The organism is Trueperaceae bacterium (assembly GCA_036381035.1).
Classification (GTDB): Bacteria; Deinococcota; Deinococci; order Deinococcales; family Trueperaceae; genus DASRWD01.
In genome coordinates this window covers 84214-106959 of sequence record DASVDQ010000099.1, presented here as the reverse complement: position 1 = coordinate 106959, position 22746 = coordinate 84214, and the positions used below count along the sequence as shown (strand labels likewise).

The window sequence follows — 22746 nt, the reverse complement described above, 5'->3', positions numbered from 1 at the left end:
CGCAAGGGCGTGATGGTGCTGCTCGAGGCGTGGCGCGGCGTCGACCTGCTGCGGCCCTCCAGGGCCGACGCCGAGGCCTACGTGAGGCGCCTGCGCGACCCGCGCCGCGAGGCCGACCCCAGGGACCGCGGCGCCGAGGCGCAGAGGCGCCTGGGCAAGAAGCCGGTGAAGCCGCTCTCCCCGGCCTCGGTGCGCCAGCGCGTCGCGGCGGCTCGGGCCCTCTACGAGGCGCTCAGGTGGGCCGGCGTCACGACGGCGGACCCCTTCGAGGAGGTCCCGCTGCCCAAGCTCACGGCGAAGCCCGTGGAGAGGGCGAAGGCCAAGGCGTACACGCTGGAGGAGCTCGAGTGGATGGCCAGCGTGGCCCGCGACTGGGACGACCGGCTGATCCTGCTCCTCGGCGCGCACGCCGGGCTGCGCGTCTCCGAGATGCTGGCGCTCACGTGGGACGACGTCGACCTGCGGAGCGGCCGCCTCACCGTGCGCTTCGGCAAGGGCGGCAAGACGGCCGCCGTGACGATGAGCGAGGAGCTGCGGCGCAACCTCCTCGCGCGCTCGCAGGACGTGCCGCCCCGAGGCCCCGGCGAGACCCCGCCGTACGTGCTCGAGACGCGTTCCCGCTCGCGCGTCTACACGCGCCTCGAGGAGCTGTGGCACCTGGCGTTCACGGCGCGCGGCCTGCCGCCAGAGCGCTTCACGAAGGGCGTGCACGGGCTGCGGCACTTCGCCGGCGTCTACTACGCCAGCCAGACCAGCGACCTGCGCAAGGTCCGCGACCACCTCAGGCACGCCAGCATGAGCAGCACCGAGGTCTACATGGCCGCCGCGCAGGACACCGACGAGGTGAGGGGCTGGAGCCTCGGGCTCGACGAGCCGTGACCGCGGGCACCGCCGCTCGTCAGGTCCCCGCCTGAGCCGTCGTGGGTGGGGCCGGCGCGCCGGTCGGCCCAGTCCCGACCGCGCGTGCTCCCGTCAGCCCGGCGGCAGCGGCTGCGGGTTCCACACGACCTCCCAGAGGTGGCCGTCGGGGTCCGTGAAGTAGCCGGCGTAGCCGCCCCAGAACGTCTCCCCCGCCGGCTTCACGACCTCGGCGCCGGCCCGGCGCGCCTGCTCCATGACGTCGTCGACCTCGGCCCGCGACCTGACGTTGTGCCCGAGGCTGAACGAGGCGGGGCCGGCGGGCCCCGCGGGGAGTCCGCTGTCGTGGGCCAGGCTGCGGCGCGGCCAGAGCGCGAGCCTCACGCCGCCCTGCAGGTCGAAGAACGCGACCGCCCCGTGCTCGAACTCGGTCCCGACCACGCCCGGCGTATCGAGCCCGAGCCCGTCGCGGTAGAAGCGCAGCGACCTCTCCAGGTCCTCGACGGCGAGCGTGATGACGCTGATCCTCGGCTCCATCACGCACCATCATCGGACATCCGCGGCGCGCCGGGGCCCACCCGGCCGAGGACCGGCTCACCCGCGCCGTGGGCCCTCAGTCGCCGCGGTCGAACAGCGCGGCCTGCGGGAAGAGCTCGTCGAACGAGGGCGCCAGGCCGAGCTCGTCGTAGTCGTAGACGGCGCCCTCCTGGTCCTTGTTGCGTGACCAGCGGGCGTCGGTGTCGCGCTTGCGGCGGTACTCCACGACCCTCACCCTCCGCCCCGCCATGGGCTCGAGGAGGAGCCTGAGGGTCGTGTGTAGCGCGTCGAGGCGGCGCTCCACGACGGCGGTCTGGCTGGCGTCACGCTGCTTCGCCTCGGGCGCTTTCGTGAGAGGCTTCTTCGCCACGGTCTGTCCTTCCCAACGGTCCTTCGCGTGTCGCGCGCCGACGCTCCGCAGCGGCGGCGGGCCGCTGCCGCCGCCGGCCCGGCCGACCCCAGGATACCCTCAATATCTAAGGGAGTCGGGCGCCCTACGAACACGGGCCCGCTCGGGCACAGGCCGTCGGTGACGGCAAGTAGGGGCCCCCGGGTCCCCCGGTAGCCGCAGGGGCTCGCAGCACCCTCCGGATGCGAGCGCCAGTCCGGCGTGACCGCCGACACGCCGCTGCCGCCGGCCCGGGCGAGGGGCCGCGGGCGACCGCGGCTCGTCACGGGGCTACGGCGACCTCACTCCTCCTCGTCGTCCTCGTCCCCGAAGTCGATCTCCTCGTCCTCGTCCTCTTCCTCGTCGTCCCAGAGGCCGCCCCCCTCGTCCTCGTCGTCGTCCTCCCAGTCGTCCTCGTCGTCGTCGTCCCAGTCGTCGTCCTCGTCGTCCCAGTCGTCCTCGTCGTCATCGTCCCAGTCGTCCTCGACGTCCTCGAGGTCGGCTTCCTCGTCCCACTCGTCCTCGTCGTCGAACGCGGACTCCTCGTCGTCGAGCTCGTCGTCCTCGTCCGCGAAGGGATCCCGCGCGGCGACCGGGTCGCCCGGGCCGCGGTCGCGACGGGCGACGAGGGCCAGGAGCGCGTCGAGGTCGTTCACATCGCGGTCGAGCCGATCCGTCGTCATCTCTACCCTCCCGTCCGGTGCGCGCTGCTGGCGCGTTACCGGCGCCCAGTGCGGGCCTGGGCGGTCGTCCGGCCCCTCCAGCCTAAACTCATGGGCCGAAGGTGTCGTGCGGGCCGGACGCTTGACAGGCGCCCGCGGCCGGGCTATCCAGGCGAGGTGAGAACGCGTTCTCAGATGCGGCGGGGCCCCTCACTACGGCCGGTCGCCGCCGCGCTCGCCGCGCTCGTCCTCCTCCCCTGCCTCGCGACCGCGCGCGGCCAAGGCGATCCGCTGTCGGTGGTGGTCTCGCTGCCGCCCTGGGCCGACCTGATGCGCCAGGTCGGAGGCGAGGCGGTCGCGGTGACGACCCTACTCCCGTCGGGCGCCTCGCCTCACTCGTTCGAGCCCCTACCCTCGCAGGCGGCCCTCCTGGGGAGCGCCGACCTGGTCGTGATGAACGGCGGCCTCGACGGCTGGCTCGAGCGCCTCGTCGAGGCCACGGCGCCGGCCGCGCGGCGGTTCGTGGTGATGGAGCGCGTGCCGTTCGAGCCCATCGGCGGCGATGAGCACGGCGGGGTGGCCGCCGGAGCCGTCGCGGCGAACCCGCACGTCTGGCTCGACCCCGACATCGCGGCAGACGCGGCGGCGGCGTTCGCCGCGGAGCTGACCGCGCTGCGCCCCGAGCTGGCCGAGACCTTCCACGCCAACGCCGCCGCAGTGCGGGAGGACCTCGCCGGGCTCGCGACCGAGATCGAGGCCCTGCTCGCGCCGGTGCGCGACCTACCGTTCGTGCCCTTCCACGACGCCTGGCCGTACTTCGCCAGGCGGTTCGGCCTCGAGCTCACGGCCACGCTCGAGCCGTTCCCCGGACGCGAGCCCAGCGCCCGCTACGTCGCGGAGACCGTGGCGGCGATCAGGCGCGCCGGCGCCCGCGTGGTCTTCGACGAGCGCCAGCTCTACGGTCGGACGGCGGCGGTCGTCGCCGAGTCCGCGGGCGTCGAGGTCGTGACGCTCGACCCGATCGGCGGTCCGCCCGGGCCGGAGACGTACCAGGAGCTGCTGCGCTACAACGCCGAGCGGATCGCCGACGCCCTGGGTGGTGAGTGAGGGGTGAGGGAGTGCGGCGTCGCGGTCGCCCGCTCGTTCGTGGACACGCCCAGATTTGATAATGCGACCAGGTTCACCGTCGCACGGGCGCGGACGGCTTAGCGTGGCCTCGTGAGCATCACCTCGCTCGAGCTCTCGGGGGCCACGCCGGCCCAGCGCGTCGCCAGGCTCCAGGGCCTCTCCGAGGAGGCGCTGAGGCGTCACGCCGAGAACGCGGCCGCGGCGCGCGACGAGCAGGGGCTGTGGGAGCTGGTCGAGGCGCACCTGACGCTGCCGGGGTCGCGCCCCAGCCGGCACACGCTGCGCGCCTACCGGCGCGGCCTCAAGGAGCTCCTCGCGCTCTGGCCGGAGGACGACCTGCTGGCGCCGAGCCGTGAGGCGGGGCGCGAGTACGTCCGCCGCCTGCTCGAGGGCGAGCGGGAGCCTCTCGTCGCGAGCCAGCCGCAGGGCAGGCGCGGACGCAGGGTGAAGCGCGGTCCCCTATCCCCCGCCACCGTGGCGCTGCGGGTCGCGTCCGGCAGGGCGCTCTACGGGGCGCTGACCTGGGCGGGGGCGACGACCGCGGACCCGTTCCGCGACCTCGGCCGGGGCGACTTCGCCGGCGCCGACGACACCGACGGGGCGCGCGCCTACACGGAGATGGAGCTCAACGAGCTGCTCGCCGCCGCGCGCGACGCCCACGAGCGCGTCATGCTCCTGCTCGGCGCCCACGCCGGCCTGCGCGTGGGCGAGATGGTCCGCCTGCGCTGGGAGGACGTCGACCTGCGGTCCGGCACGCTGCGCGTGCGTCCGGCGAGCCCCGGACCGGGCCGGCGCGAGGGCGCCGAGGACGGAGACGAGGAGCGGGAGGAGGTCGTGATCAGCCCGCGGCTCGCCGCCGAGCTGAGCTCCTACGCCCGCGAGGTCGAGCGCGACCCGGTCGCCCGGCACCGCGCCGAGGTGCTCGAGCTGCGCTCGCAGTACGGCGTCTACAACCGCCTGCGCCGGCTCTGCCAGAGGGCGCAGGTGGAGTTCAAGGGGGTCCACGCGCTGCGGCACGCCGCCGGCAAGCGGCTCTACCGGCAGACCGGCGACCTCGCCCTCGTCCAGGAGCACCTCAGGCACCGGGCCAGCGACATGGCGCGCCGCTACGCCGCCGTCGACAGGGGCCGGCTGCGCGGTAGCCTGTCCGAGTGGGAGTGAACAGCCAGGGGAGCGCGCCGCGCAGCGCGCACGATACGGACACGCGAGTCGCAGACCTGGAGGACCGAGGCTCGGCACCCGGCGCGTCGGAGCGCCGCGGGCCGGACGACCGACCCGCCGCCCTCCGCGGCGTCCACACGATCATGCCCACGCCCTTCACCCCGGACGGCAGGCTCGACGAGGAGAGCGTGGCCTCCCTCGTCCGGTTCCTCGTGGCCGCCGGCGTGGACGGCGTCACGGTCCTGGGCTTCCTCGGCGAGGCCCACAAGCTCTCGGAGGCCGAGCAGGAGGTCGTCGTCTCGGTGGCGGTGCAGGCCGCGGGCGGACGCGTTCCCGTCGTCGCCGGCGCCAGCGCGGGCGGCGTGAAGGTGTCCGTCGAGCGCGCCCTGCGCTTCGTCGAGCTCGGCGCCGCCGGCCTGATGGTCGCGCCTGTCGCCTCCGACGAGGCCGCCGTGCTGGCCCAGTACCGCGAGCTCGACGAGGCCCTCGCCGCCGGCGGCGGTCGCCTGCCCGTGGTCGTGCACGACTACCCGGCGTCGACGGGCGTGCGGGTCTCGCCGGCCACCTTGGCCAGTCTCCACACCGAGGTGCCGTCCGTGACGACGGTGAAGCTCGAGGACCCGCCCACCGGCGCGAAGCTGAGCGCGCTCAAGCGCCTGGCCCCCGGCCTGGCGGTCCTCGGCGGCCTCGGCGGCCTCCACCTCGTCGAGGAGCTGGCGCGCGGCGCCGCCGGCGTGATGACCGGCGTGTCGTTCCCCGAGCTCCTCGTCGGCGCCGTCCGCGGCTCGTCGGCGGGCGACGAGGCCCGGCGCCGCGCGTCGGCGGAGTACCGGAAGGCCGCCGCGTTCCTCGCCTTCGAGTTCCAGCCCGGCGTCGGACTGGCCGTCCGCAAGGAGGTCTACCGCCGCCGCGGCGCGATCCGCCACGCCCTGGTGCGCGCGCCCGGCGCGCAGCTCGACGAGGAGACGGCGCGCGAGCTGACCGAGCACCTGGACCACCTCCACGCGGTGCGCCCCGACCTGGCGGCCGTGCCTTCCGCCTGACGTGCCGGCGCGGGGTCTCGAGCGGCTGCGCCGCGAGGGCAGGCGCAGCCTCACGGTCGAGCCGTGGCGGGTGCGCGAGGTCGCCTTCGACCCCGAGCGCCTGGCGGCCCACGAGAGCGTCTTCGCGCTCGGCAACGGCTACCTGGGCGTGCGCGGGGTCCTCGACGAGGGGGCGCCTCCCGGCGTCGCCTCCGTGCCGGGCACCTTCCTCAACGGCTTCCACGAGCTCGACCAGATCGTCTACGCGGAGGGCGGCTACGGCCAGGCGAAGGTCAGGCAGACGCTCCTCAACGTCACCGACGCGACGCGCCTGACCGTGGCCGTCGACGGCGAGCCGGTGCGCGTCGGTGCGCGCGCCGCGGGGCACGAGCGCGCGCTCGACCTGCGTAGCGGCACGCTGACCCGCTCGCTCGTCTGGGCCGGCGCGGACGGCAAGAGGACGCGGCTGAGGTACACGCGGTGCGTCTCCCTGGAGCACGCCCCGCGCATGGCGATCCGCCTCGAGGTGGAGCCGCTCGACGGCCCCGTGCGGCTCGACGTCGGCCACACCGTCGACGGGCGCGTGCGCAACCAGGTCGAGAGGGGCGACCCGCGTCTCGGCTCCGCGCTCGCCGGGCAGGTCCTGCAGCCCGTCGCCCACGAGCACGACACCGCCGGCAGGCTCCTGCTGAGCCAGCGAGCCGACCGCAGCGGCATGCAGCTCGTCTGCGGCGCCGACCACGAGATCACGGGCGCCGGCTTCGTCTCCTCCGCCGCCAGCGAGCCGTTCTCCGCCTCCTGGTCGGCGACCTTCGACGCCGCGGGTCCGGTGCGCGTGGACGTGCGCGTGGTCTACCTCGACGCGCGCCTGGCGCAGCCGGCGGACCTCCTGGGCGCCGCCCGCGCCGAGCTCGACGCCTACGCCGCCGCGGGCGGCGTCACGGCTCTCCTCGAGGGCCAGCGGGCGTTCCTGGAGCGGTTCTGGGAGTCCTCCGACGTCGTCGTAGAGGGCGACGACGACGTGCAGCAGGCGGTGCGCTTGGGGCTCTTCCACCTGTTGCAGGGCGCCGGGCGCGACGGCCGCACCAGCATCGCCGCCAAGGGGCTCACCGGCGAGGGCTACGAGGGGCACACGTTCTGGGACAGCGAGGTCTACGTCGTGCCCGTGCTCACGCGCGTCTGGCCCGAGCTGGCCAGGTCGCTGCTCTCCTACCGCGTCGCCCTGCTGCCGGCGGCCGTGGCCCGCGCTCGCGAGCTGCACCGCGCCGGGGCGCTCTACCCGTGGCGCACGATCGCCGGACCAGAGGCCTCGGCGTACTTCCCCGCCGGCACCGCGCAGGTGCACATCGACGGCGACATCGTGCTGGCGCTCAGGCGCTACGTGGAGGCCACGGACGACGTCGAGCTCCTGTGGGAGGGCGGCGCCGACGTCGTCTTCGAGTGCGCGCGCTTCTACGCGGGCTACGGCTCCGTGGGCCTCGACGGCAGGTTCCACCTGCACACGGTCACGGGGCCCGACGAGTACACGGCGCTGATCGACGACAACCACTACACGAACAAGCTCGTGCGCGAGACCCTGCTCTACGCCGCCGAGCTGGCCGGCTCGCTCGCGCTGCGCGACCCCGGGCGCTTCGCGGCGGTGAAGGAGCGCGTCGGCCTGCGGGACGAGGAGGTGGCGCGCTGGTTCGAGCTCGCCCCCCTCGTGCACCTGGCCGTCGACGACCGCCTCGGCGTGACGAAGCAGGACGCGAGCTTCCTCTCGAAGCCCGAGTGGCCGTGGGACGAGGTGCCGCCGGAGAGCTACCCCCTGCTGCTGCACTACCACTACCTCGACATCTACCGGCACCAGGTCCTGAAGCAGGCCGACGTGGTGCTGGCGCACACGCTCCTCCCCCACGACGTGCCGCGCTGGCAGCTCCGCCGCGACGTCGCCTACTACGCCCCGCGAACGACGCACGACTCCTCCCTCTCCGCCTGCGCCCACGCGGTCGCCTACGCCGAGCTGGGCGACCTCGAGACGGCAGCGCTCTTCTTCGACGCCACGGCGCGCATCGACCTCGACGACACGCACGGCAACGCCGACCACGGCGTGCACGTCGCGGCCATGGGGGGCACCTACCTGGCTCTGGTCGACGGCTTCGCCGGCTACCGGGTGGAGGGCGGCCGCGTCTCGCTGCGCCCGCGGCTGCCCGCGCGCTGGCGGAGGCTGGCGTTCCGTCTGAACTGGCGCGGGTCCCGCTTCCTCGTCGACGTCACGCGCGCGTCCACCACGTACCGCCTGCTGGCAGGTAGACCGGTCGAGCTGCTGCACCGCGGACGCCCCGTGGAGCTCGCTCCCGGGTCGGCGGTCGCCGTGCCGACGGGCCCCGAGCTCCGCGGCGTCGTCTTCGACCTCGACGGCGTCATCACGGACACGGCCGAGCTGCACTACCAGGCGTGGCAGGAGCTGGCCGACCACCTCGGCGTGCCGTTCGACAGGCGGCGCAACGAGGCGCTGAAGGGCGTCGACAGGCTGCGGTCGCTGCAGCTGATCCTCGAGGGCTCTGGTCTCGTGCTCTCAGAGGGCGAGCTGCACGAGCTCGCCGAACGGAAGAACCGCCGCTACGTCGAGCTGCTCTCGCGCCTCGGTCCCGCCGACGTGCTGCCCGGGGTGCGCGAGCTGCTCGACGAGCTCGACGCCGCCGGCGTGAGGTTCGCCCTGGCGTCGGCCAGCCGCAACGCCCCCGCCGTGCTCTCCCGCCTCGGCCTCGCGGGGCGCTTCGCCGCCGTCGTCGACCCGAGCCTGGTGTTCCGCGGCAAGCCGGAGCCGGAGACGTTCGAGCGCGGCGCGCACGCGCTCGGCCTGCTGACCGACGAGTGCGTCGGCGTCGAGGACGCGGCGGCCGGGGTCGAGGCGGTGGTGGGGGCGGGCATGGCGGCGGTCGGCGTCGGTCCAGAGGACGTCCTGGGGGCGGCCCACCTGACGCTGCCCGACACGTCCGCCCTCACCCTCGCGCGCCTGCGCGAGGCGCACGCCCGCGCCTTCCCCGCCTGAGGGAGGGGCCGGGCGCGCCCGCCCCGCCCCGTCGAGCGCCGCCCATGAGCGCGGTGTGGGCCGCGGGTGTGACGCGTCGTCACTAATACTTCCATTTGCAACTATCCTGTGGCTGACATATCCTTGTCGCCGTGACCTCACCCGGCTCGACCCTGCCGACCTCGGAGCGCGAGGCCGCGCTCCGGCTGCTGGCCAGCCTGCAGCGGGCGAGGCGGACCCTCGTCGGCTTCGGCGAGGGCTGCGCCTCCCGCCTCGGGCTCAGCTTCCCCGAGCTGCTCGTGCTCAACGAGCTCGTCGTGACCTCCCACCCCACGGTCGTGAGCCGTTCGACGGGCCTCCCGCCCTCGACGGTCAGCCGCCTGCTGCGCTCCCTCGAGGGGCGCGGCCTGGTGGAGCGGGCCGTCGACTCGCAGGACCTCAGGCGCTTCCGCGTCTCGCTGACGCGCGAGGGCAAGCGCGTGGTGGCGCGCAGCCGCGACTGCCTGGCCGCGTCGCTGCAGCCGAAGATCGCGCGCCTCGGCATGGCCGGCGTCGACCAGCTCTTCGGGGCGCTCTCGGTGCTCGAGGCGGACGAGTCGTGACGCGGGTCGAGCGCGCTCCCCGCAGGCGCTGGCGCCCGTGGGCCCTGGTCGCCGCCGCCGCGGTCCTCGTCGCCGCTCCCGTCGCGGCCGTGCTGGTCACGCAGGCGCGGCGCCCCGCGGCCGTCACCTACTCCGCCTTCCTCGGCCAGCTGCGCTCCGGCAACGTCGCCAGCGTCACCGCCCGCGACCGGACCCTCGCCGTGACGCTGGAGCGTCCCGCCGCCGTCGCCACGGTGCGGGGCGGCGAGCGCGAGCTGGAGGAGTTCACGACCACCCTGCCCGCCTTCGCGCTGCCGGAGATCGGCGCGCTGCTCCTCGAGCAGGGCGTGGTCGTCAGCGCCGTCGCCGCCGACGCCGAGCGGAACCCGCTCCTGACCTTCTTCCTGCAGCTCGTGCCGGCGCTCCTGCTGATCGGCGGGGGCTTCCTGCTGATAAGGCGCCTGGGCGGGAACCTGGGCTTCGCGATCGGCAAGAGCGACCCGCGGCGCTTCGAGGGCGGCTCCCTGACCGTGACCTTCGACGACGTCGCCGGCATCGACGAGGCCAAGGCCGAGCTCGAGGAGGTCGTCGACTTCCTCCGCCACCCGGAGAAGTACACGCGCCTGGGCGGCACGGCGCCGAAGGGCGTGCTGCTGGTGGGCCAGCCGGGCACCGGCAAGACCCTCCTCGCCAGGGCCGTGGCCGGCGAGGCCGGCGTGCCGTTCTTCAGCATGAACGCCTCGGAGTTCGTCGAGATGATCGTGGGCGTGGGCGCGAGCCGGGCGCGCGACCTCTTCCAGAAGGCGCGCGAGGCCGCGCCGGCCATCGTCTTCATCGACGAGCTCGACGCCATAGGACGCGCCCGCGGCGCCGGCAGCTACTCGGGCGCGAACGCCGAGCAGGAGCAGGCGCTGAACCAGATCCTCACCGAGATGGACGGCTTCTCGGCCAGCGAGGGCGTGATCGTCATCGGCGCGACGAACCGTCCCGACGTCCTCGACCCCGCCCTCCTGCGTCCCGGCCGCTTCGACCGCCGCGTCACGGTGCAGGCGCCGGACAAGGCCGGGAGGCTGGCCGTGCTGCGGGTGCACACGCGCCGCGTGCCGCTGGACGAGGACGTCGACCTCGCGGCGCTCGCCGCGAAGACGCCCGGCCTCGTCGGCGCCGAGCTGAGGAACCTCGTCAACGAGGCCGCGCTGGCGGCGGCCCGCCGCGACGCCCGCGCCGTCGCGCGGCGGGACTTCGAGGACGCTCTCGAGAAGCTCGTCCTGGGCCCGAAGCGCCCGCTCGTGCTCGGCCAGCGCGACAGGGAGCGGATCGCCTACCACGAGGCGGGCCACGCGATCGTCGGGCTCGTGCTACCCGAGGCCGACCCCGTGACCCGCGTGACGATCACGCCGCGCGGCCACTCGCTGGGTGTCACTTACCAGGCGCCCGACGACGACCGCTACAACTTCTCGGAGGCCTACGTGCGGGCGCGCATCGTCGGCGCCCTCGGGGGACGCGCGGCCGAGGAGCTCGTCTACGGCGACCGCACCACCGGCGCAGAGAACGACCTCGAGCAGGTGACCAAGCTCGCCCGCATGATGGTCACGCGCTGGGGCATGAGCAGCGGCGTCGGACCGCTCTCGCTGGCCTCGCGCGACGACCCCTACCTCAGCGGCGACGCTACCGCCCCCGCGGCCAAGCCGCTGAGCGAGGAGACGGCGCGACTGGTCGACGCCGAGGTGAGGCGCATCGTCGACGAGTGCTACCGCCGCGCCAAGGAGCTGCTGGAGGCGCACAGGCGCGAGCTCGAGGCCCTCGCCGCGGCGCTGCTCGAGCGCGAGTCCCTGGACGCCGCCGAGGTCAGGGAGGTCGTGGGCCTGGGCGAGCGCGAGGCCACGCTCGCGGCCTGAGGCGGGCGAGCGGCGCCCGGCAGCCCGGGGCGCCGCAGCCGCTCGCGTGTGGGGCGCGCTTCGCGGCGCGCCCCTTGTGCTCAGACCGACCGGTACGTATCATCCGGTCGTGAGCGAACAACCCCGATCGAGCGCAGCCGAGCGTCTCCTCGACACCGCCGCCCGGCTCTTCTACGCCCGCGGGGTGTCGAACGTGGGGATCAACGAGATCATCGCGCGCGCCGGCGTCGCGCGCATGACCCTCTACCACCACTTCCCCTCGAAGGAGGCGCTGGTCAAGGCGGTGCTGGAGCGCCGCCAGGCCGAGCGCGACGAGTGGCTGGCGCAGGCGCCGGGCCTGGCCGACGAGCCGCTGGGGCGCATGCTCGCGGTCTTCGACCTCTTCGTCGAGTGGGCGCAGACGCCCGACTTCAGGGGGAGCCCGCTCGTCTCGGCGACGTTCGAGCTGGGCGGGCAGCTCAACACCGCCCGCCCCTACGCCCAGGAGCACGCCAGGAACGTCGAGGAGTACTTCGCGCGCCAGGCGCGGGAGGCCGGCCTCCACGACCCGGAGGGGCTGGCGGTGCAGCTCACCATGCTGCTCGAGGGCGCCAGCGTCTACGTCGTCGTGACGGGCGACGCGAGCGCCGCCGAGCTCGCGAAGAGCGCGGCGGCGTCGCTGATCGCCGGCGCGGCCGACGACTGAGGCTCAGTTGGTGTACAGAACTGTCTAGCTAGACTGGGCGTCGCCCCCAGGCGCGCCGTGCGGGGACGGCGTCAGGCGGCGACCGGCTCTCCCACCTTGATCAGCTCGACGACCGCGTGCAGCCGCACCTCTTCGCCGACGAGCAGGGCGCCGGCCTCCAGGACCTGGTTCCACTTGAGGCCGAAGTCGGTGCGGTCGAGCTTGCCCTCCAGGTCGGCCGCGAAGCGCTCGTTGCCCCAGGGGTCCTTGATGGGGCCGTTGATCTCGCCACGCAGGGTCACGGGTCGCGTGACGCCGCGGATCGTCAGGCGGCCCTCGACGACGTGCTGCTCGCCCTCGCGGCGGAACGACGTCGCCTCGAAGACGATCTTGGGGTGGCTGGCGACGTCGAGGAAGTCGGCCGAGCGCAGGTGGTTGTCGCGGTCGGCGACGCCGGTGTCCAGCGAGGCCGCGTCGACCGTGACCGTGGCGGCGACCGGCTCGCCGCGCTCGTTCACCTCGGCGGCGACGTCGAACTCGGCGAACCGGCCCCTCACCGTGGCCAGTCCCATGTGGCGGACAGCGAACTCGAGGCTGCTGTGCGACCTGTCGAGCTTCAGGCTCATGCTCACGCTCCAGATGCGGGATCTCGTGTCGGGGATGGCCCTGATCGCGGGCCGCACCGATACCCACGCAACGTATAATAAAGCGCTTTGTAATGTCAAGCGCGGCGACGGGGGCCGCCCCTCGTGCTAACCTGCCGCCGTGAGGGACGAGTTCTGCCCGGTCCACGCGTCGATAGACCTGCTGCAGGGGAAGTGGGTGCTACACATCATCCGCGCCCTGCTGGCCGGTCCGCGCGGCTTCAACGCCATCGCGCGCGAGGTGGGCGGCGTGAACTCGGCGACGCTGACGCAGCGCCTGGAGAAGCTCGAGCAGCTCGGCGTGATCAGCAAGCAGGTCGAGTCGACGATGCCGCCGCGCACGCGCTACGAGCTCACGCAGGCCGGCTATGAGCTCCAGGACGTCATAGACTCCATCGACGCCTGGGCCCGCAAGCACATCAAGGAAGTCGATGCCGGCCACGACTTCGAGGTCGTGGCCGGCTGAGAGCTGCCCGAGCCGCGCCGAGGGGCGGCGCGGCGGCGAGGGCCAGCTACTTCTCGATGCGCTCCTTGAGGCCCTTGCCCGTCCGGAACGCTGCGTACTTCTTGGCCGGGATCGTGATCGGCTTGCCCGTGCCCGGGTTCACGCCCTTGCGGGCGTTGCGGCGGCGGGTCTCGAACGTGCCGAAGCCCGTGATCTGGACCTTGCGGCCGGCGTCGAGCTCGACGGCGATGATGCCCTCGCCCGGGGCGGTCGAGAAGATGGCGTTGACGACCTCGTAGGCCTTGGCCTCGGAGAGCCCAGTCTTCTTGGCGAGCTTAGCGGCGAGTTCGGTTTTGTTCATGCTCATGGTTCTAACACGCCGACTTCGCGACCACCAAGGGTTCTTCACTCAGGCGCGCGTCAGGGACGGTCCCGCCGCCCCGTAATCGCGGGGGCGGTGACCGTCAGGCCGCGCGGGCACGCGCTCGCGAGGGCCGGCCCAGCGCCGTGCGGCGCGGCGATCCGCGCGGCGCTGGCGGCCGGGGCCGCCGACCCGCGGTGAGCGTCCGAGTGCCATCGTGTGGCGCGAGCCGTGAGAGGGGGGTGCCACCGCGACGACGATGGGAGTGTCCTCTGCGGATCGCGCCGGGTGGGATCTTGGCACCCCACCCCTCTGCCCGGATGCTAGTCCCGGGGTACTGCGGGGCGTTGCGAAATATCGGTCATCGGTCAGATGACCTCCCAGACGTACCTGTCGGCGGCCTCCTCCAGCGCCTCGGGCACCAGCGCGTAGTCGCCCCTGGTGCCGCCGAGGACGCCCGCCTCCTTGAGGTCGCCGAGCACGCGCGTCGCCGTGACCCTGGCGCAGCCGGCCATCAGCGCGACGTCGTCGTGCGTGAGGCTGAACGGCAGGTGGCGCCAGCGCCCGGCCGCCGGGGACCCCGGCGCTCCCTCGACGGGCTCGCCCAGGCGCTCGGCGAGGCGCGCCAGGATGCGGCAGATGCGGGCGCCCATGGGCAGCCCGAGGTCGTCGGCGAGCTGCCGGCTCCTGACCATCTGCCGCACGAGGGCGGCGACGAGCGCCTGGCGCGGCCCGCGGTGCTCGAGGGTCGTGGCGAGGTCGACCACGGCGACGACGGCCCCGCGCTCGGCGGCGTGCACCGACTCGGCGTGGGGGCGCCCCTCGAGCGCGGCCGTGCCCACGACGTCGCCGCGACCCACTAGGTCGACGAGACGGCTGCGCCCGTGCGCGTCGACGGTGACGCGCAGCACGCCCTCGACGACGAGGAACGGCGCCGCGGCCGGCTCGCCCTCGCCGTAGAGCTTCTCCCCCGGAGACAGGCTCAGCTCGCCGAACACGGCGACGCCGTCGACGCTGAGGGGCTCGTCCGGCGCCTGCCGGCCGCCGCGTCGGGGCGCCCCGGGGCGGGGCGGGAGCTGCGCCCGCGTCGTGATCACGCCGGCAGCCTCCCGCGCAGCTCGGCCGCGGTGACGCGCTCGTCGGCGAGGATCAGGTCGCGCGCCGCGTCCACCTGGCCCCAGGTGTTCCACAGCAGCACGCCGACGACGCGTCCGCCGTCGAGGTAGTAGACGACGCCCTCCTCGAGCGGGCGCTTCCAGTCCTCGAACATCTCCAGCCTCGCGTCCATCCGGCCGAGGGCCTCGTAGCCGTCGTCGAAGAGGTCGGAGTAGAAGAAGGGCAGGTGCTCGTACGGCGCGGGATCCTCGCCTCGCGCGGCCGCCGCCATCTGGCGTCCGGCGTGGGCGCCCATCGTCACCGCGGCGTCCTCGTGCTCGATGCGCGAGCGGGGGAACGGCCGTGGCCAGGGGAACGAGGCGACGTCGCCGGCGGCGAAGACGCCAGGGACCGGTCTGCCGTCGGGTCCGAGCGCCCGGAGGGCGCTGTCGACGACCACGCCGTCCTCGACGCGCAGTCCCGCGGAGCGGGCCAGGTCCACGTTCGGCTCGACGCCGATGCCCACCGCCACGAGGTCGAACTCCGCCTCGAAGCCGTCGGTCAGCCGCGCCCGCACGCACTCGCCGCGGCGCTCGGCGCTCTCGACGGTGGCGCCGGCGTGCACGCTCACGCCTCTTCCGCGGTAGCGCTCGTTGAGCGCCTGCCCCAGGGCCTCCGGGAACCTGTTCGCGCCGATCCCCTTCTCGGGGAACACCACGTGGACCTCGGTGCCGGCGTTCTTCAGGCCGGCGGCCAGCTCGGCCCCCACGAAGCCGCCGCCGACGACCAGGGCGCGCCTGCCTTCGCCGGAGCGCTCGCGCGCGAGGCGGTAGTCGGCCAGCGTGCGGTAGGCCACGACGGGCCCCTCGGCGGGCAGGCCGGGCAGCGCGCGCGCCCTGGCGCCGGTGGCGATCAGGAGCTGGTCGTAGTCGAGCGCGTCGCCGCCGTCCAGCACGACGCGGCGGGCGGCGGTGTCGAGGGTCGTGGCCCGGCGGCCCGTGATGACGTCGACGCCGTGGCCGGCCGTGCCCAGCAGCGCCTTGGCCACGTCACCGCCGGACCACAACGCCTTCGAGAGATGGGGGCGGCGGTAGGGCGCGTCGCCCTCCGCGGTGACGAGGGTGACTGACCCCTCCGGGTCGGCCTCCCTGATGGCCTTGGCCGCGGCGTCCGCTGCCAGGCCGCCGCCTATCAACACGTACCGGTTCGCCATGTTCGCGCTCCTCGACCGAGGGTAACACCTTCATGGCAGTTATGTAAGTCCTTTATGTCAAAAGTCCGTGAGACGCGTCCCCGACGGGGCATGGGCGCCGCCGAGGCCGCCCGACCGAGCCGCTGCGTCGGGGCGGCACCCGCGTGCCCGACCCGCCGACCGCGCCCCGGCGCCCCCGGCCCTCAGCGCAGCTCGCCCGAGACGTAGGCCTGGAGCTGCTCGATCAGGAACTCCTGTTCCGACATCACGGCCTTCACGACGTCGCCGATCGAGACGAGGCCGGCGAGCCTCCCGTCCTCGACGACGGGGAGGTGCCGCACGCGCCTCTCGGTCATGAGGCGCATGCAGTCCGCGACCGTCTGCTCCGGCGTCACCTTCACGACCTGGCCCGACATGATCGCGCTGACCTTCAGCTCGCGCGAGGCGTGGCCGTGCAGTATGACCTTGCGGGCGTAGTCGCGCTCGGAGAACATCCCCACGACGCCGTGCGACCCGTCCACGACGACCAGCGCCCCCACGTCGTGCTGCGCCATGACCTCCAGGGCCCTGAAGACCGTGTCGTCTGGCGAGATCGTGTAGACGGCGGTGCCCTTGTCCTGCAGAAGCTGTCTCACCGTGCGCCCGACCTGCATCCGCCACACCTCCTGCTTGGGCTAGGGCGCCATCATAGGCGCTCGCCGCGGGGGTAGGATTCTCGGCGTGAGCGGCCGTCCCCACGACGAGGGGCAGGGCGCGGCGCCGGGCGTGCCCGTCTACCCGGAGCGCACGCACGCGCCGCGGGACCTCCGCACCGCCGAGGAGCTGCGCGGCCGCGGCTACCCGGTGCCGCCGCGGGCCGCGGCCTGGGTCGGGTCCGGCGGCGGCCTCTCGCCCCTCTACAGCACGACCGAGGCGAGGCGCCTGCGGGGCGACATGTGGCCGCGCCCCCGCGCCCTCCCGCCCGGGCGTGGCGCGGGCAGCCTGGCCGCCAAGCGCGCCACGGCCGTGGGGCTGTCCTTCAGACACAGCCACACGCCGCTGGCGCCCGGGCGCTACCGCCGGCCCTCGCTGAGCCGCGAGCCGCGCCGCTGGCTGCAGGAGCTGTTCCGCGAGGGCTTCGCCGTGATCGACGTGGAGACGACGGGGCTGTCGCGCGGCGACGAGGTCGTCGAGGTCGCCGCCGTCTCCTCCGGCGGCGACGTCCTGTTCGAGAGCCTCGTGCGGCCCAAGCGCGGCTACGTGCCGGCGGCGGCCTCGCGGGTGCACGGCCTCACCTGGGGCGACCTCGCCGACGCCCCCACCTGGCCCGGCGTCGTCGACGCCCTGGCGGACGCGCTCTCCGGCTACCGCGTGCTCGCCTGGAACGCGCCCTTCGACGAGCGGCTGGCGGCGCAGTCGAGCCGCGCCTGGTCCGTGGAGCACCCTCTGCCCGGCTTCGAGTGCGCGATGCGCGCCTACGCCGTCTGCCGCGGGCTCGCGAGCGGCGGCCTGCGCCTGGCGCGGGCCGCGGCGATCGAGGGGGTGCTGGTCGGCCACCAGTCGCACCGCAGCGCGGGCGACGCGGCGCTCACCTTGGCGGTGCTGAGGGCGCTGCACGCGAGGCAGGCCCGGGCCGCCTGAGGCCGTGAGGAAGATCGTCCACGTCGACATGGACGCGTTCTACGCGTCGGTGGAGCAGCGCGACCGACCGGAGCTCCGCGGCCTGCCGGTCGCCGTCGGCGGCACGGGACCGCGGGCGGTGGTGGCGGCGGCGAGCTACGAGGCCCGCGCGTTCGGCGTGCGCTCGGCCATGCCGATGGCGCGGGCGCTGCGCCTCTGCCCCGAGCTCGTCGTCGTGCGTCCGCGCTTCGACGTCTACCGGCAGGTGTCGGCGCAGGTGCGGGCCGTCTTCCACCGCTACACCGACCTCGTCGAGCCGCTGGCCCTCGACGAGGCCTACCTCGACGTCACCCGGCCGAAGCGGGGCCCGCCCTCCGGCACGCTGATCGCCAAGGCGATCAAGGCCGAGGTCAAGGACGAGACGGGCCTGACGGCGTCAGCCGGGGTCGCCGGCGGGAAGTTCCTCGCCAAGCTCGCCTGCGGCATGAGCAAGCCGGACGGGCTGACCGTGATCAGGCCGGAGGACGTCGACCGGGTGCTGCTCCCCCTGCCCGTCGAGCGCTTCTACGGCGTCGGCCCACGCACCGCGGCGAAGCTGCGGTCGCTCGGCTGGCGCACCGGCGCCGACCTGCGCGCCGCCGGTCGGGAGCGCCTCGTCGCCGAGCTCGGGAAGCTCGGCGCTTTCCTGCACGACATCGCGAACGGCATCGACGACAGGCCCGTCGTGCCCGACCAGCCGCGCAAGTCGCTGGGCGCCGAGACGACCTTCGACGTCGACGTCACCGACGAGGCCGAGCTCGACGCGGTGCTGGCGCAGCTGTGCGAGGAGGTCCACGGCGCCCTGGAGCGCCGCGGCCTGGCGGCCCGCCGCGTGACCGTGAAGCTGCGCTTCGACGACTTCAGGACGATCACGCGCAGCCACACCGAGCTGGGCCCGTTCTGGCAGGCGGAGGCGCTGCTGGCGCTGGCGCGGCGGTTGGCGTTCGAGACCGACAGGCCGCGCCGGCCGGTGAGGCTGCTGGGCGTCACCGTCGCGGACCTCTCCGATCGCGACGGGGTCGCCGTCCAGCCCCGGCTCGAGTTCGGCTAGCCCGGCGCCGCAAGCGCCCGGCTAGCGGCTTCGCGGTCCCGTCGCGGCCCGGCCCCGCCCCGGCCGCGACGGCGTCCCGAGCGCGCCCGGGGCGGGGCCCGCGGGTCACTCCGCCGCCGCGGTCGCGGCCTCCGGGTCGGTCGCCCTGGCGCGGCGCAGCTCGAGCTCGTCGGTCAGGTCGAGACGGAGCGGGGTTATCGAGACGTAGCCGTTCTCGACCGCCCAGCGGTCCGTCCCCTCCTCGAGCTTGTCGCGCGGCTCCTCGGCGAACCAGTAGTGCCGCCGGCCCATCGGGTCCTCGCCGGGGATCACGAAGCCCTCGTAGTGGCGCACGGACTGCCTCGTCCACAGCACGCCCTTGGGCTCGTCGGGGAAGTTCACGTTGAGGAGCAGCGGTCCGGTGGCGCCGTTGACCCGCTCGATCACCTGCCGCACGTAGGGGGCGAAGCGGTCGTAGTCGGGCGGCTCGTCGCTGTAGCGCGCGCTGAAGGCTATGGCCCTGATCCCCAGGAACGCCGCCTGCTTGGCCGCCGCGACGGTGCCGGAGTGCCAGATGTTGTGGCCGAGGTTGTGCCCGAGGTTGATCCCCGTGAGGACGAGGTCGACCTCCTCCCAATGGTGCGTGCCGAGGGCCACGCAGTCGGCGGGCGTGCCGTCGACCCGGTAGCCCTCCAGGCCGTCCTCGATCGTCGTCTTCGTGTAGTGCAGCGGCCGCCTGACGGTGATCGCGTGGCTCATCGCCGACTGCTCGACGTCGGGCGCCACGATCCTCACCTGACCGAACTCCGCGGCGACCTTCGCCAGCGCCCTGATGCCGGGGCTGAAGATGCCGTCGTCGTTGCTCACCAAGATCCGCATGCGCTTCAACTCCATGTCGTGTGCCCGGGACAGCGTCGGGAGGCGCTGCGGGTCAGCCATCATAGCGCCGCAGCCGGCCTCCCCGGCGTGGGCTGCTACTCGTCGTGTCCAGCGGGTCTCGACGACCGCGGCTCACGGGCGCCTGGCGGGGCTCACGCGTCTTTCAGCGATCCTTGGCTCGTCCCTCACCGCATCTTCATGCAACGGATGCGAAGATTGCCGGGATGTCGGCTCCATCTCAGCCGGCACGAAGCGGACCGAGCCCGACACCTCCTTCATCCTCCACCGCAATACGGCCACCGCGCGGCACCGAGTGGCATCGCGTGCTCAAGGCGGACCCCGTGCGCCGGTTCCTCGTGACCGCCAGCGTCCTCGTCCTCCTACCCACCCTGGCGCTCGCGTGGACGGCCGGCAACTTCGTCGCGCGCCGGGTGACCGAGCACGTCGCCCAGGCGAGCTCCACCGAGGTGGCCGCGAACGCCACCGCCGTGCTGCGGCAGAGCGGGCTGGCCGCCTCCTCCACGGGCGACGCCCTGATCGTCTTCGCAGACCCCGCCAACTCCCTGGCGGCGTGGCAGTACTTCGACACCGTCGTGGGGCGCAACCCCAACACGCGCAGCGTGCACGTCTACGACCAGTCGGGACGCGTCGTCTACGCCCGGACCAGGTCCGAGATCGGCACGCGCGTGCCGCGCGACCCCGCCTTCCTCACCGCCTTGGGCGGCGAGCGCGAGACGCGCCTCATCCCCATGAGGGCGCCGCTGGCCCAGCTGGCCGGCACCGAGGCGGCGCGCTACTACTCCGTGCTGATCCCTCTCGCGCACCGCTCTGGCGAGCCGGCCGGGGTGCTGGAGATCACGCAGGACCTGGGGCCCATCGCCGCCGACATGGCGCTGGCGCGCTGGCTGATCGTCGTCGCCGTCGTCGCCCTCTCGGTGGCCTTGGTGGTCCTCACGGCGTTCTTCGCCACGCGTCTGGCGCGCCGCTCGTTCTTCGACCCCGTGACGGCGCTGCCGAACCTCGACTACCTGCGCTCGGCCGCCCGCGTGGTGCTCGGCGACAGCAGGCGCTCGGGCCGCGGCGGCGGCCTCGTGCTCATCGACGTCGACAGGTTCAAGCTCGTGAACGAGGCGCTGGGCCGGGCGCAGGGCGACAGGCTCCTGCGCGACCTGGCCGACCGCCTCCGCGCCTCGGCGCGCGGCAACGACTACGTCGCCCGCCTCGGCAGCGACGACTTCGCGGTGCTGATGCCCATGGCGGACGAGAGCGCCGCGCGGGCCGCGGCGCAGCGCGCCGTCGGCGCGATCGCCAGCCCGTTCCACACCTCGGGCCGCGAGATCAGGCTCGAGGCCAGCGCGGGCGTGGCGCTGTTCCCCCGCGACGCGGCCGAGCTCGACGGGCTGCTGCAGCGCGCCGAGCGGGCCCTGGAGCGGGCGAAGCGGGCACGGCGCGCCGTCGCCTTCTACCGCCGCGACAGCGACGCCGGGAGGCACAGCCTCTACCTCGAGACCGACCTGCGCTCGGCGATCGAGCGCGAGGAGCTCTCCGTCGTCTACCAGCCGATCTGCTACCTGCCGACGGGCGAGATCCTCGGGCTCGAGGCCCTCACGCGCTGGGACCACCCGACGCGCGGGCCCATCGCGCCCGCCACGTTCATCGAGATGGCGGAGCGCGGCGGCTTCATCGACGGCCTCGACCGCTGGACCCTGCGCGAGGCCATGGCGCAGCTCGCCTCCTGGTCGCGCCTGGGCGCGAACGTGCTGGTCACCGTGAACATGGCGGCGCAGACGCTCTCCGACCCGAGCCTGCCCGCCTACATCGAGGAGCTGCTGGCCGAGACCGGCGCGCCCGCCGAGCTGCTCGTGCTGGAGGTCACCGAGCGCACCGCGCTCGACGACTTCGAGGCGAGCGCGGGCGTGCTGCGCAGCCTGCGGGAGACCGGCGTCGGCGTCGCGCTCGACGACTTCGGCCGCGGCTACTCGTCGCTCTCCACGCTCGACCGCCTGCCGATCTCCTTCCTCAAGGTCGACGCCAGCTTCACGCGGGGCATCGGCCGGTCGCACAAGGACGAGTACCTGCTGAGGGCGGTCAAGGTCTTCACCAAGGGCATAGGGATCCCGTTCGTGGCGGAGGGGATCGAGACCGAGAGCCAGCGCACCTGGCTGATCCAGCAGGGCGTGCGCTTCGGCCAGGGCTACCTGTTCTCCCGGCCCACCGCCTGCGAGAACATCGTCCCGCCGCGCAACTCGCGCGCCAGCGCCCGCCTGCTGCCTCCGCTGCCGGTCGACACGCCGCGCAGCCCCAACTGAACGCCGGTCGCGCCTGACTCCCGCGCTACGCGGGCTTCTAATGCGCGCGCGATAGGCTCGCTCATGAGGGTGAGCGCGCGTCTCTTTCCGCTCGACGCGGACGCGCGCTCCGCACGGAGGTGCACCATGACCCATGGCTCACACGTCCTGCGACGGGCAGGTCTAGCGGTGCGCGAGCTGATGCTGCTGGTCGCCGTGGCGACGGCGCTCTCCATGGCCGGCGCCCAGGAGCTGCCGGAGAACGCCGCCGAGGCGCTGGAGCGCGGCGAGGCTCTCGTCGAGGAGGCCCTGAGCACCTATGAGGCCCAGTACCCCGACCGCCCGCTGTGGCGGCAGGCGTTCGCCGAGGGGCGCACGGCCATCGACCTCGCCCCCGGGCACCCCGAGCCCCTGCGCTTCCTCGCCAGGGCCTACAGCCTGTCGAACTGGCACGGGCCGGCCGTGCAGGCGTGGCGCGACTACCTGGACGCCGGCGGCGAGCTAGAGGGCGAGGACGCCGAGCTGTTCGCCCGCTCCGCGAACGAGTACGCCTTCGCCGCCTACCAGGTCGGCGACCGCGAGCTGGCCGCTGAGCGCTACGAGGACATCGTCGAGGTCCAGCCGGACAACGTGGAGGCGCACCGGTGGCTGGGCCGGATCCTCCTCGAGCTGCGCATGCCCGAGCCGGCCGTGGCCGCGTGGCGGACCGTGCTGGAGCTCGACCCCGACTCGCCCGGCGCCGAGTACTTCCTCGAGCTGGCGCAGGCGCAGGCCCGCTGGGGCGTCGACGCGGCGAACTCGTTCTACGCCGGCGTCACGGCCTACGAGAGCGGCGACCTGACGCGCGCCCGCAACAGCTTCGCCGCCGCCACGGCGCGGAACGCCGACTACGCCGAGGCGTGGGCCTGGCTGGGCCGGGTCTACTTCGAGCAGGGGCTCTACGCCGACGCGAACGTGGCCTACGAGCGCGCCGTCGCCCTCGCGCCCGGCGAGCCGGCCTACCAGTGGTTCGCGCGCGAGTCCGCCCGCCTGATGCAGGGCGGCGGCGAGCCGGCCGAGGGCGCGCCCGAGCTGGAGGCGCCGCCCGCGGCCCCGGAGGGCGAGGACGCGCTGCCCGGCGCCGGTGACGACGCGGGCGACGACGGGAACGCCGGCGCGGAGGACGACGCCGAGGGAGACTGACCGGTCTATCAAGGCCCCAGCGTGAGGGCGGGAGGTCGGGGCGGCGAGCGGCTCGCTCGGGCCTCGACCTCCTCGCTTCC

Annotated in this window: 22 protein-coding genes; 13 read left to right on the top strand and 9 right to left on the bottom strand. The window is 74.1% G+C overall.

Annotated elements, in window-relative coordinates; genetic code table 11:
* Positions 1-879 (top strand): site-specific integrase (locus VF202_11730; protein HEX7040781.1); only part of this gene is annotated, 879 nt, incomplete at its 5' end.
* Between the two features lie 93 nt (positions 880-972).
* Here VF202_11730 and VF202_11725 read toward each other — a convergent pair.
* The 3 genes from VF202_11725 to VF202_11715 form a co-directional block, all read right to left on the bottom strand.
* Positions 973-1395 (bottom strand): VOC family protein, encoded by a 423-nt coding sequence (locus VF202_11725; protein HEX7040780.1) that lies wholly within the window; start codon positions 1393-1395, stop codon positions 973-975.
* Between the two features lie 76 nt (positions 1396-1471).
* Positions 1472-1765, bottom strand: coding sequence for a hypothetical protein (locus VF202_11720; protein ID HEX7040779.1), 294 nt, complete (start codon positions 1763-1765; stop codon positions 1472-1474).
* A gap of 320 nt (positions 1766-2085) precedes the next feature.
* The gene (locus tag VF202_11715) at positions 2086-2466 is read right to left on the bottom strand and encodes a hypothetical protein (protein HEX7040778.1); all 381 of its coding nucleotides are present in this window, start codon (positions 2464-2466) and stop codon (positions 2086-2088) included.
* A gap of 156 nt (positions 2467-2622) precedes the next feature.
* Between VF202_11715 and VF202_11710 the strand changes: the two genes are divergently transcribed.
* The 7 genes from VF202_11710 to VF202_11680 all read left to right on the top strand — a co-directional run bounded on the left by VF202_11710 (position 2623) and on the right by VF202_11680 (position 11933).
* The gene (locus tag VF202_11710) at positions 2623-3552 is read left to right on the top strand and encodes a metal ABC transporter substrate-binding protein (GenBank protein ID HEX7040777.1); all 930 of its coding nucleotides are present in this window, start codon (positions 2623-2625) and stop codon (positions 3550-3552) included.
* A 111-nt stretch (positions 3553-3663) separates the two neighbouring features.
* A complete protein-coding gene (locus VF202_11705; GenBank protein HEX7040776.1) occupies positions 3664-4734 on the top strand; it encodes a site-specific integrase in 1071 nt (356 codons plus the stop codon).
* Positions 4725-5777: a dihydrodipicolinate synthase family protein gene (locus tag VF202_11700; protein HEX7040775.1), complete on the top strand. Its 1053-nt coding sequence runs from the start codon at positions 4725-4727 to the stop codon at positions 5775-5777. Before VF202_11705 ends, VF202_11700 begins: the two co-directional genes overlap by 10 nt.
* A gap of 1 nt (position 5778) precedes the next feature.
* Positions 5779-8790, top strand: a complete 3012-nt coding sequence (gene pgmB, locus VF202_11695; protein ID HEX7040774.1) for a beta-phosphoglucomutase — start codon at positions 5779-5781, stop codon at positions 8788-8790.
* A 131-nt stretch (positions 8791-8921) separates the two neighbouring features.
* The gene (locus VF202_11690) at positions 8922-9371 is read left to right on the top strand and encodes a MarR family transcriptional regulator (GenBank protein HEX7040773.1); all 450 of its coding nucleotides are present in this window, start codon (positions 8922-8924) and stop codon (positions 9369-9371) included.
* The gene (gene ftsH / locus VF202_11685) at positions 9368-11248 is read left to right on the top strand and encodes an ATP-dependent zinc metalloprotease FtsH (GenBank protein HEX7040772.1); all 1881 of its coding nucleotides are present in this window, start codon (positions 9368-9370) and stop codon (positions 11246-11248) included. Before VF202_11690 ends, ftsH begins: the two co-directional genes overlap by 4 nt.
* A 109-nt stretch (positions 11249-11357) precedes the next feature.
* The gene (locus VF202_11680) at positions 11358-11933 is read left to right on the top strand and encodes a TetR/AcrR family transcriptional regulator (GenBank protein HEX7040771.1); all 576 of its coding nucleotides are present in this window, start codon (positions 11358-11360) and stop codon (positions 11931-11933) included.
* 71 nt (positions 11934-12004) lie between these two features.
* On the opposite strand, the gene VF202_11675 is transcribed toward VF202_11680, so the two are convergent.
* Complete coding sequence (locus VF202_11675) at positions 12005-12538, bottom strand: YceI family protein (GenBank protein ID HEX7040770.1); 534 nt, start codon at positions 12536-12538, stop codon at positions 12005-12007.
* 139 nt (positions 12539-12677) lie between these two features.
* Between VF202_11675 and VF202_11670 the strand changes: the two genes are divergently transcribed.
* Positions 12678-13022: a helix-turn-helix domain-containing protein gene (locus VF202_11670; protein HEX7040769.1), complete on the top strand. Its 345-nt coding sequence runs from the start codon at positions 12678-12680 to the stop codon at positions 13020-13022.
* Positions 13023-13068: 46 nt separating this feature from the next.
* Here the strand turns inward: VF202_11670 and VF202_11665 are convergent, their stop codons facing one another.
* From VF202_11665 to VF202_11650, 4 genes are all read right to left on the bottom strand, one after another.
* Positions 13069-13362, bottom strand: coding sequence for an HU family DNA-binding protein (locus VF202_11665; protein ID HEX7040768.1), 294 nt, complete (start codon positions 13360-13362; stop codon positions 13069-13071).
* Positions 13363-13730: 368 nt separating this feature from the next.
* Positions 13731-14459, bottom strand: a complete 729-nt coding sequence (locus VF202_11660; GenBank protein ID HEX7040767.1) for a Crp/Fnr family transcriptional regulator — start codon at positions 14457-14459, stop codon at positions 13731-13733.
* Positions 14456-15670 carry an FAD-dependent oxidoreductase gene (locus tag VF202_11655; GenBank protein ID HEX7040766.1) on the bottom strand — a complete coding sequence of 405 codons (1215 nt, stop codon included), beginning with the start codon at positions 15668-15670 and terminating at the stop codon, positions 14456-14458. Before VF202_11655 ends, VF202_11660 begins: the two co-directional genes overlap by 4 nt.
* A gap of 182 nt (positions 15671-15852) precedes the next feature.
* Positions 15853-16302, bottom strand: a complete 450-nt coding sequence (locus VF202_11650; protein HEX7040765.1) for a CBS domain-containing protein — start codon at positions 16300-16302, stop codon at positions 15853-15855.
* Positions 16303-16369: 67 nt separating this feature from the next.
* Between VF202_11650 and VF202_11645 the strand changes: the two genes are divergently transcribed.
* Positions 16370-17269, top strand: a complete 900-nt coding sequence (locus VF202_11645; protein ID HEX7040764.1) for a 3'-5' exonuclease — start codon at positions 16370-16372, stop codon at positions 17267-17269.
* Positions 17270-17273: 4 nt separating this feature from the next.
* Positions 17274-18338 (top strand): DNA polymerase IV, encoded by a 1065-nt coding sequence (dinB, locus tag VF202_11640; protein HEX7040763.1) that lies wholly within the window; start codon positions 17274-17276, stop codon positions 18336-18338.
* 105 nt (positions 18339-18443) lie between these two features.
* Here dinB and surE read toward each other — a convergent pair whose 3' ends face one another.
* Positions 18444-19196, bottom strand: a complete 753-nt coding sequence (gene surE / locus VF202_11635) for a 5'/3'-nucleotidase SurE (GenBank protein ID HEX7040762.1) — start codon at positions 19194-19196, stop codon at positions 18444-18446.
* A gap of 323 nt (positions 19197-19519) precedes the next feature.
* Here surE and VF202_11630 point away from each other — a divergent pair, with 323 nt between their 5' ends.
* Positions 19520-21505, top strand: coding sequence for a bifunctional diguanylate cyclase/phosphodiesterase (locus tag VF202_11630; GenBank protein ID HEX7040761.1), 1986 nt, complete (start codon positions 19520-19522; stop codon positions 21503-21505).
* 126 nt (positions 21506-21631) lie between these two features.
* A complete protein-coding gene (locus VF202_11625; GenBank protein HEX7040760.1) occupies positions 21632-22666 on the top strand; it encodes a tetratricopeptide repeat protein in 1035 nt (344 codons plus the stop codon).
* The last annotated feature ends 80 nt before the right edge of the window (positions 22667-22746 follow it).

What these genes read in the sequence shown, in the direction of transcription:
- VF202_11625 (HEX7040760.1), top strand. Translation starts at nt 21,632, where the DNA reads ATGACCCATGGCTCACACGTCCTGCGACGGGCAGGTCTAGCGGTGCGC.
- VF202_11725 (HEX7040780.1), bottom strand. Translation starts at nt 1,395, where the DNA reads ATGGAGCCGAGGATCAGCGTCATCACGCTCGCCGTCGAGGACCTGGAG.
- VF202_11675 (HEX7040770.1), bottom strand. Translation starts at nt 12,538, where the DNA reads ATGAGCCTGAAGCTCGACAGGTCGCACAGCAGCCTCGAGTTCGCTGTC.
- VF202_11655 (HEX7040766.1), bottom strand. Translation starts at nt 15,670, where the DNA reads ATGGCGAACCGGTACGTGTTGATAGGCGGCGGCCTGGCAGCGGACGCC.
- VF202_11665 (HEX7040768.1), bottom strand. Translation starts at nt 13,362, where the DNA reads ATGAACAAAACCGAACTCGCCGCTAAGCTCGCCAAGAAGACTGGGCTC.
- surE (HEX7040762.1), bottom strand. Translation starts at nt 19,196, where the DNA reads ATGCGGATCTTGGTGAGCAACGACGACGGCATCTTCAGCCCCGGCATC.
- VF202_11650 (HEX7040765.1), bottom strand. Translation starts at nt 16,302, where the DNA reads ATGCAGGTCGGGCGCACGGTGAGACAGCTTCTGCAGGACAAGGGCACC.
- VF202_11715 (HEX7040778.1), bottom strand. Translation starts at nt 2,466, where the DNA reads ATGACGACGGATCGGCTCGACCGCGATGTGAACGACCTCGACGCGCTC.